Annotated in this window: 16 protein-coding genes; 10 read left to right on the top strand and 6 right to left on the bottom strand. The window is 51.3% G+C overall.

From position 1 onward, the window contains the following. Window position 1: 1 nt before the first annotated feature. The 5 genes from QF669_06700 to QF669_06680 form a co-directional block, all read right to left on the bottom strand. Entirely contained in the window at window positions 2-763 is a 762-nt protein-coding gene (locus QF669_06700) for a CsgG/HfaB family protein (protein MDP6457120.1), read from the bottom strand. A 159-nt stretch (window positions 764-922) separates the two neighbouring features. Next, window positions 923-1,543 carry a TlpA disulfide reductase family protein gene (locus QF669_06695; protein ID MDP6457119.1) on the bottom strand — a complete coding sequence of 207 codons (621 nt, stop codon included), beginning with the start codon at window positions 1,541-1,543 and terminating at the stop codon, window positions 923-925. Window positions 1,544-1,581: 38 nt separating this feature from the next. After that, window positions 1,582-2,475, bottom strand: coding sequence for a hypothetical protein (locus QF669_06690; GenBank protein ID MDP6457118.1), 894 nt, complete (start codon window positions 2,473-2,475; stop codon window positions 1,582-1,584). An 8-nt stretch (window positions 2,476-2,483) separates the two neighbouring features. Further along, window positions 2,484-3,611 (bottom strand): hypothetical protein, encoded by a 1,128-nt coding sequence (locus tag QF669_06685; protein ID MDP6457117.1) that lies wholly within the window; start codon window positions 3,609-3,611, stop codon window positions 2,484-2,486. After that, window positions 3,608-3,787, bottom strand: a complete 180-nt coding sequence (locus QF669_06680) for a hypothetical protein (GenBank protein MDP6457116.1) — start codon at window positions 3,785-3,787, stop codon at window positions 3,608-3,610. The genes QF669_06685 and QF669_06680 overlap by 4 nt, the downstream gene beginning before the upstream one ends. Here QF669_06680 and QF669_06675 point away from each other — a divergent pair. The 8 genes from QF669_06675 (at window position 3,786) to QF669_06640 (ending at window position 11,078) form a co-directional block, all read left to right on the top strand. Next, window positions 3,786-4,919 carry an S-layer homology domain-containing protein gene (locus QF669_06675; protein MDP6457115.1) on the top strand — a complete coding sequence of 378 codons (1,134 nt, stop codon included), beginning with the start codon at window positions 3,786-3,788 and terminating at the stop codon, window positions 4,917-4,919. The two genes, QF669_06680 and QF669_06675, sit on opposite strands and share 2 nt — an antisense overlap. 341 nt (window positions 4,920-5,260) lie before the next feature. Further along, on the top strand, window positions 5,261-5,713 hold the full coding sequence (locus tag QF669_06670) for a hypothetical protein (protein MDP6457114.1): 453 nt from the start codon (window positions 5,261-5,263) through the stop codon (window positions 5,711-5,713). Between the two features lie 47 nt (window positions 5,714-5,760). Next, window positions 5,761-7,239, top strand: coding sequence for an aminotransferase class V-fold PLP-dependent enzyme (locus tag QF669_06665; protein ID MDP6457113.1), 1,479 nt, complete (start codon window positions 5,761-5,763; stop codon window positions 7,237-7,239). A gap of 18 nt (window positions 7,240-7,257) precedes the next feature. Then, a complete protein-coding gene (locus QF669_06660; GenBank protein MDP6457112.1) occupies window positions 7,258-7,722 on the top strand; it encodes a hypothetical protein in 465 nt (154 codons plus the stop codon). A gap of 3 nt (window positions 7,723-7,725) precedes the next feature. Further along, the gene (gene ligA / locus QF669_06655) at window positions 7,726-9,741 is read left to right on the top strand and encodes an NAD-dependent DNA ligase LigA (protein ID MDP6457111.1); all 2,016 of its coding nucleotides are present in this window, start codon (window positions 7,726-7,728) and stop codon (window positions 9,739-9,741) included. Beyond that, a complete protein-coding gene (locus QF669_06650) occupies window positions 9,741-10,397 on the top strand; it encodes a phosphatase PAP2 family protein (protein ID MDP6457110.1) in 657 nt (218 codons plus the stop codon). The genes ligA and QF669_06650 overlap by 1 nt, the downstream gene beginning before the upstream one ends. Continuing rightward, window positions 10,394-10,630, top strand: a complete 237-nt coding sequence (locus QF669_06645; protein MDP6457109.1) for a hypothetical protein — start codon at window positions 10,394-10,396, stop codon at window positions 10,628-10,630. The genes QF669_06650 and QF669_06645 overlap by 4 nt, the downstream gene beginning before the upstream one ends. A gap of 82 nt (window positions 10,631-10,712) precedes the next feature. Next, complete coding sequence (locus QF669_06640; protein MDP6457108.1) at window positions 10,713-11,078, top strand: hypothetical protein; 366 nt, start codon at window positions 10,713-10,715, stop codon at window positions 11,076-11,078. 73 nt (window positions 11,079-11,151) lie between these two features. Here the strand turns inward: QF669_06640 and QF669_06635 are convergent, their stop codons facing one another. Further along, complete coding sequence (locus QF669_06635; GenBank protein ID MDP6457107.1) at window positions 11,152-12,027, bottom strand: SDR family NAD(P)-dependent oxidoreductase; 876 nt, start codon at window positions 12,025-12,027, stop codon at window positions 11,152-11,154. A 278-nt stretch (window positions 12,028-12,305) separates the two neighbouring features. Here QF669_06635 and QF669_06630 point away from each other — a divergent pair, with 278 nt between their 5' ends. After that, on the top strand, window positions 12,306-13,166 hold the full coding sequence (locus QF669_06630) for an ROK family protein (protein MDP6457106.1): 861 nt from the start codon (window positions 12,306-12,308) through the stop codon (window positions 13,164-13,166). A 55-nt stretch (window positions 13,167-13,221) separates the two neighbouring features. Continuing rightward, window positions 13,222-13,485, top strand: a 264-nt coding sequence (locus QF669_06625) for an ATP-binding cassette domain-containing protein (GenBank protein MDP6457105.1), incomplete at its 3' end; no start/stop codon positions are given.

Genomic DNA, 13,485 nt, shown 5'->3' with positions numbered 1-13,485 from the left:
ACTAATTGCTACCGGGCATGGTTGGCGGTTCCGGTAGCGGCTCCGGCCCCAGACCGAGAACGTCATCCAGCATTCCTGAGTCATAGGCATAGAAACCACCTCCACCCACTGCCGCCAGTAAGATAATCCAGAGAAGTCCCTTGCTCCGTTTTTTTGGTGCCTCACCAGTTGCCTGGGCTACAGGCTGGGTTGCAGCCTGTTGGTCCAATGCGGGAAACCGACCCGGCGGCGGGGTAAGGCCGATGAGCTTCCAGGAAATCATTTCAATCTCTGTAATAAGACCATCTATGGGACCGCTGTAGGTGCTATTAACAGACCTGACAATGGCGCCATCAACAACAGCGAACATTCTGACATCAATGGTATAGCTGGTACCGATCTTACCGATGGAGCCGGTAGCCATCTGGGAAACACCCAGCAGTTTTCCCACCTCTACGGCACACTCGGAAGAGACACACCCTGTCTGCTGGAACCCTTGCTCATCCAGGATCTCCGCCATCTGGCCCCGTTCCACAATGGTGACTGCTCCGGTCGACACCAGCTCCGAGCGCATCCTGTCCGTGAGCGTCTGCGCTTCCAGAGCGGAGATGCCCCGCCCCTCCAGGTCGATAATGGCCACAACCAGTTTACCGGTACCCTGGGTGCTCTGCTGGACCATCTGACCGTCCACCTGAGCCTCACGCACATTCTGCTGTGCTACCGCCGGTACGGGTAGAGAAAAAATGAGCATCGTCCAACTGAGAACGACACATATGGGTTTCATCCATGGTCTAATCATAGTTCTATCCTAATGTTAAAGTATTGTTCTAGAAAAGTATGTGCGCGAGGACACAGTTATTATTTTTCATATTTCCGCATTTTTTCCCACGTTTGTTTAACTGAGCTTGTGCTCTGAAATTTCAGTTCGTAGAGTTAAATGAAATTACTCTGATTTCTTGGCTCCATCCTCCTCCAGCAGTTCATCAATGAGAGCTGACAGTTCTCCTTCAAAATCTTCACCCTCGTGGAAACCACGTTTAATAAGCTTTATGGTACGGTACTTATTTAAAACGAACAGGCGCGGGAGCATTTTGTCCGGCACGTACCTTTCCATGGCCATGCCGTATGTATCCAGCAATAGCGGCATGGTGAGGCCTCGCTCCTTCAGGAACGGCTCCGGCTTGGGTGCGTCGGCGTACTGAGGCACGGAGCGTGTAGCGTCCGTGATGTCCACAAGAAAGATGCGGACTTCCTGATCCTGGTACTTCTGCCACAGGTTCTCCAGATGGGGGAGCTCTTTCATACACGGCTGGCACCAGGTGGCGAAAAAGCTCACCAGTACCACGTGCCGGGTAGGCTGAGACGCTGGGCGGGAAAGTTTTTCACCGGTCCACCGGGTAAGCAGTTCATATTTGCCGTCGAGGGTACGGAGTGCAAACCTGGGTGCCTCATCACCGATCTGAAGCTGAACGATTTCAGGCTTTGCCGTTTCTTTGTCATTTTGAGCAAAAATGTAAACAGGCGTTGTCATCATCATGAAAATGATAATTGTTTTCCGCAACATAGTTAGTCTCCTCAATTGTCTATTTTTTTTCAAATACATCAGTCGATAAGTATCATCACTTTGCAGTTGGACAGGAACTTACCGGAACTGTCGGCACCTTTCACACGGGATACATCACCAGCCGCAATAACAAGATCCGCCTTGTTGGCTCCCTGTACACCAACACCCTTGACCACCATCGGGTTCCCCACCACCCGGGGGTCCTGCTGGGCCTGTTCCAGATTCTTAGAATAACCGGCTACACCGAACTTCACCGCGAACTCCCGGGTGAAGTTGCCCGGTCCGTATACAACACCACCGTTCTGATCGAGAACCTTTGGTGACATGGCGGGCCGCAATCCCAAGCCGCGGGCGTCCACAATAAGGCCTGTCACCGTTCCCGGCCGCGGTGCGGCGGGAGCGGCGGGTGCAGGTGCTCCGCCTGCTGTTGGCGCCGGGGCAGGGGCAAACCCTGCCGCTGGTAAAATAACTTCAGAAATGCCGGACATGTGCACTTCCATCTCGATCTCAATTGATGTGTCGCTGAGGTAGCGGATATCGCTGTTGCTACCGCGCCCGTCTCCATCGATATCCCGCATACGGGCACCCTTCACCATCCCTTCAACTGATGTTTTTACAACATCATTCTCGATAGCGGCACCTCTTACAGTCGTTTCTGAAGAGACTGTAACAGCCATAACCGCTTCTAATAGATTTCGCATGGCGTCCACTTTGGCCGCCCTCACAGCCGTTGCGCGGGCCATCCCCGGGTTCTGCGCCAGCGGCGAAATTGCACCGATCCCCGTGGCTACAACAAATCCGTTGGAGTAGTTCATGGCGCCGTTATCCACTTGCTGAACTGCATCATTGGAGCCCCAGCCCCAACCCTGGCCTTGGACGGAACTGAGAAGAATAAAGGAAAAAGATAGAAGTGCTAAAGTGCGTTTCATCATGCCCTCCGTTATTGAGCGATTTGTGCTGAAATCCGGTTGCCGGAAAGACCCGTGACCTGAAGTGCCACACCCTGGGCCTGATTCTGCATAAGAGCCATGGCCAGGTCCTGGGATTTTCCTTCATATAGAATCTGGAATTCTGCTACGCCACCATTAAACCCTTTTTCAAAAGCATTCTGAATACCGGGGATGGATTGTGACTTCAGGTGGTTGCCAAGAGTCATGTAAGTCATGAAATCGACATTTTGAACCACGAGAAAAACATTGACAGCATTGGCCTGTTGGGTACTCCATTTCCTGATAAGCTGGGTAATAATGTCACCACCCAGTTTTTCCGCTGCCATGGTGACGGCGCTAATACCGGCGGTGGATGGAGAGATGTGAGGCTTCTTTCCACGTGCCTGGGGGACGATAGCCAGCAGTTCACCCGTGTCCGCCCGGACAATTTTACCATTCACATCAGCCTGTCCGGAAGTCATGGAGTAGCTGCCCGCCTTTATCACTCCCCCGGAAGAAATCTTGGCAGTACCAATAACAATAATATCTGCCCCCAGCATACCGGCTATTTTCGCGGCTGCTGTAACGTCTCCGGCAAGGGCCTGTGTGAAGTCTGCTTCACCTTTCATAGCCTGAACCAGTTGGCGATCTACAACATCAAATCCCTTGTCATAGAACATCTTGATGAGCTGTGTTTCTGCAAAATCGCTGGGGACATTGTCGATGAGGTTTTCTTCCCTGATCATGAAAATAAGCTTCGGACGGTTCATGGCGTTCAGGAGCGTCTGCACAGCCATTTCGTCCTTCAGTACCTCGTCAAGAATTTCCGTCACCACCGCATCGATGGTTATTGTCCACAGTCCATCTGGCCCCTGGAATTTGTCCGTTACAGTAAATGTCTTTACAAAACCGTTTGCCTTGGCATAAATGTTGTCTGAAAAAAGAACTGAGTTTTTCACCACCGTCTCGGAGGACATAACGGTTCCGATACCGATCTCAACGGCAGCACGCTTCGCCTGCTCGATGGCGGCATCTTCCGTCATGCCGAAACCTTCGGCAGTGATGGTGCTGCTTTGAGAAAACAAAAAAGAGAGAAACAGGAAAATTGCGCCAAATTGCACTGTAATACGCTTAATCATTTTTGCCCCCTGATTTCATAAATACACCATTCTTCAAGTTCAATATATCTAACTTCGCCATGAATATCAATAAGAAAGGCAATTGTGTGATCTATATCAAATCTACTGGTAAAGGTATTTTTTTTCAACTCATAAGCCGTTATATTCTCTTTGTAAGGAATATAAGGAGTCATCATGAAAAAGGTTGTTTCTCTCGCACTTGTTCTACCGCTGCTTCTGGTAAGCTACAGTTGCGGACCGAAGGCCCGGTCCCAGTCTGACGTTGATACGCCAGAGTATCACTACAAGGCCGGCATGCGCTACATTGAAACTGAAGAATATTCCTCAGCCATCAAATCTTTCCAGCGCTCCGTCGACCTGGATAAGAAATTTGCTCTTGGGTGGGCCGGACTCGGTCTCGCCACCGGTCTCAACGGCGATCTGAAACAGGGACGCAAATTCATGGACAAAGGACTCGATCAGGGAAAGAAAAATCCTGACGTCCACGTTCTGGCCGGTCGCCTGTGGATCGCTCACAAGGGGGCGGAAAAGAAATGGCTCAAGGCCGCTAAAAAGGAATTTGAGAAAGCGCTGAAGCGCAAGAAAGGTCACGAAGCGGCCATCTACTGGCTCGGGGTCGCCTATCTGCAGAACTACGATTTCTCCCTGGCGGAAAATGAGTTCCGCAAACTGGTGGAACGCAAAGGCGAATATGCCGGCAGGGCTGATGAAATGTGGGCCCTTTCCCAGAAAATTGTCCGCGCACAACCGGGGACTACCGCCGGTAAGAAGATTGCCCTGCAACCGAAGATCAGCCGGGCGGATATGACTGTCATCTTCATTGAGGAGTTGAAACTCCCCGAAATCTTCGAGCGCTTCCTGCCTCAGGACACTCCCGCCTTCCAGACGCCGGGACAGATGACCGCCCAGACGAATGCGCCGCTTCCGCCTGACGTGGCTGGGAGCTGGGCCGAAGGGTGGATCAGGGACGCCATGAAACTCGGCGTGGTTGAGCCGGATCCTGACGGCAACTTCTATCCGTCTGAGACCGTCACCAGGGCCGGATACGCAAAAGCTGTGACCAGAATTCTGGTAGCCGCCACGCGCGACCCTAACCTCGAAACGGGCTACTTTGGCGAAAGTCCATCACGCTTCTCGGATGTCTCCAGCAGTCACTGGGCATACCCGGCCATGGCACTCTGCGCCGAACGGGGAATCATGAAAGCTGATCTGGTTACAGGAAAATTCGATCCCAACGGCAACGTGGGAGGAGCCGACGCACTGCTGGTCGTCCGTGCCATACAAACGTCGCTGCGAGTAACCTTCTAATCGGCATACTGACTTTTTGCACAAAAGGTCCGGAGTCTCATCTGCGGGCCTTTTTGTTTTCTGGCCCATCTCCTCCTTGCCAGGGAGAAGAAAGAGAAGTGGTCTTTGCTCTTTTCACTCTCCTCAGTTGTATCATTTCTGTCAGTGCGACCTGAAGACCAAGAACCAATATTTCTTGCTGCGAAATTCGATCCTTTAGGCGTGAAAAACTGAAAACGGTTCTTCCTCACATCGCTTTTGCCCATTCTTATATCCACAGTTGTTCGTACCTTTCAGATTACTATTGATACCATTAACGCTGTCGTTACAGGTTTCTCATCTCTCTAATAGGGGAAAACTCTATGCCAAGATCAACAGTTAACGGTTTTTTGATTGTGCTCATAGCCACTCTATGCCTGATCCAGCCGGCAAGGGCTGACCGGCCGAAATTTTCCGATAACCAGATCATCGCCATGACACCAAGCTACTTCAAGAAAATGAGACAGTCACCCGATTTCCTCGGCGCAGAGATCTATCGTCATCCACAGCGCGGCAAGGTTTTCCAGGTCAACGTGCGGGTCAATCGAAATAACCAGACGGAAAACCTCGGCTATGCATTTGACGCCATGCTGGCACTGAGCCAATACTTCAAACGGCCGCCCAAGCTGTTCGTAGCCGTCCTTCACACCGACAGCAAAGGGATAGCACCCGTGGTCTGCACCGGCGACGCCAAATGCACAATCAACCATTTCATCCATCAGCGGATTACCTATAAGGAGTGGTATAACAAGTGCATCACATTTCAGGAGCATTGATCCTTTCAGTTTGTCCCTGAAACTCACTTCAAGTAAATTATAAAATCGTGAACTCAACCATTCTCACAGGAGAGCCCCTTTACCGGAAGATCAGGCGCGAATTCATCGGTCTCGATACTGAATATACTCTCGCCACGGGTGCAACAACACGGCGAATCTATCTCGATTCAACGGCTACTACTCTCATGATGAAAGCAGCTCATGACGTCGTTGAACAATTCTATGGTCACTACGCCAACACCCACAGTATTCTGCACTTCGGGGCAAAGATTTCCACAAATGAATACGCCTGGGCGCACGATAGGATTGTCTCTTTTCTGGGTGCCGATCCGGAAAACTATACATGCTTTTTCACCGGGAGCGGAACTACCGCTGGTATTAACCGTCTGGCCCGTATCTTCCGCGATATCAGGCCGGACAAACAAGTCGCCGCCGTCTCAATCATGGAACATCACTCCAACGATCTCCCCCATCGCAAGCATATGAAAGAAGTAGTGCACATTCCATTGAAGATGAGTAACGGCAGTCCTGGATGCGTCTGCCTGGACAGTCTCGAAGCCGTCCTCAAGGAGCGTAAAGGGCAGATCAACTATGTGGCCATGACAGGCGTCAGTAATGTGACTGGTATCATCAACCCTATCAATGAAGCTGCCGAGATAAGTCATAAATATGACGCCCTCTTCCTGGTGGATGGCGCTCAGCTTGCGGCCCATATTCCCCTGAAAATGACGATCCCTGAGAATCCGCTCCAGAATATCGACGCTCTCGTTTTCTCCGGTCATAAGACTTATGTTCCCGGCTCTCCGGGCGTAATAGTAGCACGTAAAGATCTTCTCAGTCAGATTGAGCCTGAGGAGGTGGGCGGCGGTATGGTGGACGACGTCTTCGTGGACAGCTACCGGATCAAAGACTACTTCCCCGACCGGGAAGAAGCCGGCACACCAAACATCCCCGGCGCCATCGGTCTGGCGGCGGCTATCGATATTCTGGACCGTATCGGTATGACGTTCCTCATGCAAGAAGAAGAAGCACTTATCGCTACGGCACTGGCAAAGATGAAGACGATTCCAGACCTGACAATCTACGGTGAACTGGACCCTGACGTATGCCAGCGGACGGCATCAATTTCGTTCAATATCAAGGAGATGGATCACGGACTGGTGGCAGCAATCCTGAACGACTATTTCAACATATCAGTCAGGAATGAATGCTTCTGCGCTCACCCATACGTGAAGGAGATGATCATGGACGACCTTCTTGAAATGGTTGAAGATATTGAGATGGAAGATATCGAATCAGTCTACCACCTCAAGCGCGGCATGGTGCGGGCAAGCATCGCCATATACACCACAGAGGAAGATGTGGACGCACTGGTGGAGGCACTGAAAGATATCACCTCCCGCAAAGATCACTATAAATCTTTCTACCACGTTGATAAACGCGATGAATATATCCATAACTCATTTCAGATTGACCACACTTCACAATTTTCCATCGAGAACTGTATCGATCAATTTATCTCTTAGCCTTCTGCCGGACTTACCATGGTCAGATCAATCATCCTGTTTACGGTGTCGCTTTCACTTGTTCATGGCCAGGTGTCTTCCAGGGAGGATCACAGTCGGCTTGCTGATTCGCTACTGAAAAAAACTTTCCCTTTTTCGCAGAAGATTCTTCACAAAGCACCGTCACCCTTTTTCAAGGGACGTCCATACACTCTGGAGGTGTTTGTGGGTCTGGCACAAGACTCCGTGGAGTACGTCTCCCTCTTCTTCAAAACTGACACCTTCATCAAATACCGTGAGATGCCGCTGGAGCAGTACAGGGGGAGATTGCGATTCAAGTACGACCCGCAGGTTTATCCCGGGGATGAATTGCAATACTTCTTTATTGCGGTAGTGAAAAACGGGGGCATCTATGCCGCGCCTGTCAATCGCGACGGGCGGCTCACACCGGTCAAGATCAGGCCGGTGGATCCCATGAAGTACTATGAAAATCTGATACGCTGACCTTTGAGTACCATTCAGAAACAGATTGCTACACTCAGGGACGAGATTGACAGGCACAACTACTGCTATTACGTGCTGGACGATCCGCAGATCTCTGATACGGAATACGATGTACTCATGCGTCAACTGCAGCAGCTGGAGAAGGCAAATCCCCAGCTTGTAACGGCGGATTCACCTACTCAGCGGGTGGGGGCGCCGCCCCTCGAAAAATTTGGTACCGTAAGCCACCGCGTCCCCATGCTCAGCCTTGAGAACGCCATGAACGAAGAAGAATTCCTCGCCTTCCACGAAAGGACGAAAAAAACTCTTGAAGCCGCTGATGAGATCATCTACGTGGCCGAACCAAAGCTGGACGGGCTGGCCGTGGAGCTTGTCTATGAAGACGGTCTTTTCAGCAAAGGGTCAACCCGCGGCGACGGATTCACCGGGGAAGATATTACTCAGAATCTCAGAACAGTCAGGTCGATCCCACTGCGTTTAGGACAGCATCAGACAGATACCGGACAATCTGTTCCAGTCCCTTCAATCCTTGAAGTACGCGGCGAAGTGTTCATGGAGAAAAAAGGGTTCAGGCACCTGAATGCCGCACGGCTGAAGGAGGATCAAGCACCGTTTGCCAATCCACGTAACGCCGCTGCTGGCAGCCTGCGCCAGCTCGATTCATCCATTACGGCAAAACGGCCGTTGAAATTTTTCTGTTATGAAGTCGGTCATCTGGAAGGACCTGACCTCTCTTCACACTGGGATACCCTCAAGGTACTACGCTCGTGGGGACTTCCTGTTAATCCAAATATCGCCCTCTGTAGCGGCAGTGAGGAATCTGTAAGTTACTACCGCCGATGGGAAGAAAAACGCGACACACTCCCGTATGAGATTGACGGTATAGTTATTAAGGTAAACGATTTCACCCAGCGGACCAATCTGGGCGTACGCAGTCGCTCACCCCGTTGGGCAGTGGCCGGAAAGTTCAAGGCACAGCAGGCTACAACCGTTGTTGAGAATATCGAAGCTTCCGTGGGACGAACGGGCGCTGTGACACCGGTGGCAATTCTTGCCCCCGTAAATGTCGGCGGCGTCACTGTCAGCCGTGCTACTCTTCACAATCAGGATGAGATCGACCGCAAGGACGTCAGGATCGGTGATACAGTACTAATCCAGCGGGCTGGTGATGTCATCCCTGAGGTAGTCAAGATCATCCCGGAAAAGAGGTCCGCTGATGCCCGCAAATATACCCTCCCCGGCAAATGTCCCGTCTGTGACGGCACAGTACATAGACCCCAAGGTGAGGCGGTGGCCCGGTGTCAGAATGTCACCTGTCCGGCACAGGTAAAGGGACGCATCAAGCACTTCGTCTCCAAACGGGCAATGGACATCGACGGCCTCGGGGCAAAGCTCATCGACCAGATGGTAGATGCAGGTCTCATAGCCAGCTTTGCCGACCTCTACTACCTGCAACAGGAAGAACTGGCCAATCTTGAGCGGATGGCGCAAAAGTCAGCTGAAAACATTATGTATGCCATCGATGCCAGCAGGGAAACAACCTCAGCCCGCTTCCTCTACGGACTTGGTATCCGCAATGTTGGTGAGCACCTAGCGAACGTTTTGGCACGCCAGTTCAGAACGGTAGATACCCTCACGGCCGCCACAGCAGAAGAGCTGGAAACCGTGGAAGAAGTGGGACCGATCGTAGCCGATTCCATCGTAACATTTTTCGCAAGTGAAGACAATTGCCGTGTCATCGACCGGTGCAGAGCCGGCGGCATTGTACTGCAGGAACCTGAGGCAACTGAAGACCGCCTCGCCGGCCAGACTTTTGTCTTCACCGGGTCCATGGAGAGATTATCCCGGCAGGAGGCGCAAGAGACGGTATCGAAACTTGGCGGTAAGTCTGCGGGATCCGTCAGTAAAAAGACCAGTTTTGTTGTTTCCGGTACCGGTACTGGAAACAAACTGAAAAAGGCCCGCGAACTCGGCGTTGCCGTTCTGACGGAAGAGGAATTCCTGGAACTGATTGAGTGATGCACCGCAGCACGTCTGCCGCTCTGCTTATCACCACTTTACTTTGTGGATATGCTGAAGGCGGGTCCCTAGCCGAGTTCGACCGGAAAGTAACACGAATGCTCGAGGGCGATAATTCACTGGTGGCTCTCGACTACTTCATGGAAGCGCTGGCTCTTGGGTCCCCCATTATCGACTACGGCGCCACGTTTGATCTTTGGTATCCAGCACAAAACTCCCTCTATCCCAACAGCTCGCGGCTCTCCACTTCTGCGATTCTCGCCACCTACACGCTCACAGGTGTTGCCAAGTACAGCATCAGACGAAAGCGGCCGCTGCGGCGCTACAGGCCCCGACTCTGGAACACAAGGATTACACCTTCATTCCCTTCAGGACATGCGGCGTCCTCAGCACTCTTTGCCGCCATCTATTCACACTACCATCCAGAGGCGAAACTTCCTGCCGTCGCCTATGTCATTGCATCCGCTTACAGTCAAGTCTATGTGGGCAACCACTTTCTCGGCGACGTCATGGCAGGGGCACTACTGGGAGCGACACTGGGCATAATCATGACAAGAGACGATACCACGGACGAAAACAGCGTCAAGCTCGCCAGCCGGGCGCCCCCGTTCGCTTTAACCTTTGCTTTCTCCCTGCCGCCCAACAAAGCGAAATGACCGGATTCATTCGATGCCTGCTTGTAGCAAGCCTGATTCTCTCTTCTCTCGAAGCTCAGTCTCTGCGGCCATTCAGTCAGTTTGAGGTAATAACGGGTGGCGCTACCCTGCTAATGCCGCGAGAAGACTATCACAGCAAATGGGGATTGGCGTCGGTGTCACTTTCGAACACCGGGTACATAATCACAACAAACGTCGCTCTCGCCAGCGGTAATTATATTTTCATTGGATGATCCACATCCAGATTTGATGCTATCATTATCGTGGTTATTTTCTCACAACACAAATTAATCAGATAAGGTGAGACCCATGGTTATGATGAAAATAGAAGATACGGTCAATGATATTGTGCTGGCAGTACTCCGCGAGCCGGAAATGATGGAAAGAGTCGGCATCGCTTCGCAAGATTTTTACGCCCGCGTCGTCGGATACGATGAATACGGTATCTGGCTGGAACATCCAAACTTCGAGGTAATATTCTCCGAAGATGAACGCGGCAAACCACTTCCGCCAGACAAGGTCCAGCGGGAACATATAGACGCCTCGGTCTATGTTCCGTGGGGTAATATCGCCACCCTTGTCCACTTCCCACATAGAGAAGGATTTGATTTCCCCTCTCCTTTCAGAAAACCGATAGGATTTGAAGCCGCCAGAGAACATACTGACGCCAAGGAAGAATAGACTCTCCGGCTGATACAGCCTCAAAACTTAAATTCTACGACGGCTCAACTTCTGCCAAGAGAATCGCAGGAAACTAGCGCACTTCAACCTTGCCGAACATGACCCTACTTATCAATCGTGAGAACAATGAGAAGGGCAGTAAACTCCGAAGCAGCACACTGAGGCGCGCTTGACCTCCAATGAGATAGCGGAAGCGCGGGTGCGAAGTATCGACAATCTTTTCAATGAGCCGAGCCACCACTTCGGCGTCACCGCCCAGACCCGGAGTCTCTTTCTCTAACTGTCTCCTGATTCTCTTCTGAAAGACAGAAGTGAATGGTGCATACGGGCTGTCTTCATCCCTGGCCGCCTCCGCCATTCTGCCATTCTCCGCCAGAATCTTCGTTCTGTATGCGCCGGGCTCTACAGATACTACATGAATATCGAATGGACGCAACTCATGGTAGAGCCCTTCACTAAATCCTTCCAGAGCCCACTTTGATGTGGCGTAGGCACCTAGTGCCGGGATGGGCGATCTCCCCTGAACACTGGAGATATTGATAATCTTGACGCCCCCGCGGTTCGCCGCCGTCTTCCGCATAAGCGGCAGGGCGTGCCTTGTTACCTTTTGGACACCAAAGAAGTTAGTCTCCATCTGATCTCTGATTTCCTTTTCAGACAGATCTTCAAAGAAGCCCGCGATGCCGTAGCCCGCATTATTGATGAGTACGTCCAGCCGCCCCTCTTCTGATTCGATCTGTCCCACGACGGCTTGGATACTCTCATCATCTGTTACATCTAACTGCATTAACTTAACTTGAGTATCCCGCCTCTTCGCCTCTTCAAGGAGATCATCCTGTTTGTCCAAGTTCCTCATGGTGGCGTAGACAGTATGGCCGGACGTCGCCAGTCTGACTGATGACAGCATACCAAACCCACTGGAACAGCCTGTGATGAGAATAACCGACATAGAATACTTCCGCCTGATTCGAATTTAACCCACGAGAGGACTATAGATGACTTTTTTCAATCCCCGCAGAATCGTTGAAAAAGGCACGCCACTGTTTTACCTTCGCTCCCGTGAAAACTGATTTTAAATGGTAAAAGAACGGAGAAATAGATTAATGGATCAGTGGATAATAGGCCAGCGGACTCATCGATGACGATTAGGGACATGAACAGAGGAAAAACGCTAAAACTTCTCTCTTCCAATTCTCCATTCCTCCATCGCTCAACTAACGGTTTAATATGTTACGCGCCGGCATAGACCTTGGGGGGACAAAAATTGAGGGGATCGTGCTTGACGATTCCGGCGCCGTCGTGAATCGAAAGCGGGTGTTCACCGAAGCTCAGCATGGATATGAGCAGATCATTTCGAAAATCGGATCCCTCTATAGCGATCTGACGGACGGATCTGTGGTGATTGAGGCCGTTGGCGTCTGCACCCCAGGCGCCCTGTCAAGCGATACCGAAGAATTAAAGAACAGTAATACTCAGTGTCTCATCGGGAAGCCGATCAAAAAAGATGTGGAAGCTATGCTGGGGATGCCAGTTACCATGGATAACGACGCCAACTGTTTCGCGCAGGCGGAAGCAGTACTGGGGGCGGCAAAAGGGTATGATGTAGTGTTCGGCGTCATTATGGGAACCGGCGTCGGGGGAGGAATCTGCATCAACGGCCACGTCCATCGAGGGCATCAATACATCGCCGGCGAATGGGGACACTCTCTGCTCCATCCTGGCGTAAACAAGTGCTATTGTGGCAAAAGTGGGTGCGTAGAAACTTTTATTTCCGGCCCTGCACTTGAAAAGCACTACAAGCGTTTGCACGGCAAGACAGTGCCCCTCAGCGAGATTGTACAAGATCCACCCCGGGAGTGGAAAGAAGAATTCCTGAATAACTTCGGGATGGCACTTTCCAACGTCATCAACATCCTCGACCCTGACATTATTGTGTTGGGAGGTGGCGTATCCAATATAGATTTTCTCTACACACAAGGCCCCGCTTATGTAGCAAAGTACTGCTTCAATGACCGACTTGATACACCCATTGTCAGGAATGAGCTCGGCGACTCAGCTGGCGTCTTCGGGGCAGCATATCTTCACTGATTCAGCAGGCAGTCATCCTTATTTATGCCAACAATTCGACTTAAATTGCTCTAACATGATTCCGGCTATCCAAATTAAGAACCTCCATAAGTCATACGAAGATACCATCGCCCTGCGGGGCATAAATCTCACCATCCGCCCAGGCGAGTTCTACGGTCTGCTCGGTCCCAACGGTGCCGGAAAAACAACTACAATCGGCCTCATTACAGGACTCGTGCGGATGGAAAAAGGATCCATTTCTGTATTTGGAAAAGATATCATCCGGGATTACCGCTTCACCCGTTCTAAGATTGGATTATCACCACAAGAATTCACTTCA

This window comes from Candidatus Neomarinimicrobiota bacterium (genome assembly GCA_030743815.1).
Classification (GTDB): domain Bacteria; phylum Fidelibacterota; class Marinisomatia; order Marinisomatales; family S15-B10; genus UBA2146.
This window is presented reverse-complemented; position numbering and strand designations above follow the sequence as displayed.

What these genes read in the sequence shown, in the direction of transcription:
- QF669_06670 (MDP6457114.1), top strand. Translation starts at nt 5,261, where the DNA reads ATGCCAAGATCAACAGTTAACGGTTTTTTGATTGTGCTCATAGCCACT.
- QF669_06630 (MDP6457106.1), top strand. Translation starts at nt 12,306, where the DNA reads ATGTTACGCGCCGGCATAGACCTTGGGGGGACAAAAATTGAGGGGATC.
- QF669_06645 (MDP6457109.1), top strand. Translation starts at nt 10,394, where the DNA reads ATGACCGGATTCATTCGATGCCTGCTTGTAGCAAGCCTGATTCTCTCT.
- QF669_06700 (MDP6457120.1), bottom strand. Translation starts at nt 763, where the DNA reads ATGAAACCCATATGTGTCGTTCTCAGTTGGACGATGCTCATTTTTTCT.
- QF669_06650 (MDP6457110.1), top strand. Translation starts at nt 9,741, where the DNA reads ATGCACCGCAGCACGTCTGCCGCTCTGCTTATCACCACTTTACTTTGT.
- QF669_06680 (MDP6457116.1), bottom strand. Translation starts at nt 3,787, where the DNA reads ATGATGACTCCTTATATTCCTTACAAAGAGAATATAACGGCTTATGAG.
- QF669_06675 (MDP6457115.1), top strand. Translation starts at nt 3,786, where the DNA reads ATGAAAAAGGTTGTTTCTCTCGCACTTGTTCTACCGCTGCTTCTGGTA.
- QF669_06660 (MDP6457112.1), top strand. Translation starts at nt 7,258, where the DNA reads ATGGTCAGATCAATCATCCTGTTTACGGTGTCGCTTTCACTTGTTCAT.
- QF669_06685 (MDP6457117.1), bottom strand. Translation starts at nt 3,611, where the DNA reads ATGATTAAGCGTATTACAGTGCAATTTGGCGCAATTTTCCTGTTTCTC.
- QF669_06695 (MDP6457119.1), bottom strand. Translation starts at nt 1,543, where the DNA reads ATGTTGCGGAAAACAATTATCATTTTCATGATGATGACAACGCCTGTT.
- QF669_06690 (MDP6457118.1), bottom strand. Translation starts at nt 2,475, where the DNA reads ATGATGAAACGCACTTTAGCACTTCTATCTTTTTCCTTTATTCTTCTC.
- QF669_06640 (MDP6457108.1), top strand. Translation starts at nt 10,713, where the DNA reads ATGATGAAAATAGAAGATACGGTCAATGATATTGTGCTGGCAGTACTC.
- QF669_06635 (MDP6457107.1), bottom strand. Translation starts at nt 12,027, where the DNA reads ATGTCGGTTATTCTCATCACAGGCTGTTCCAGTGGGTTTGGTATGCTG.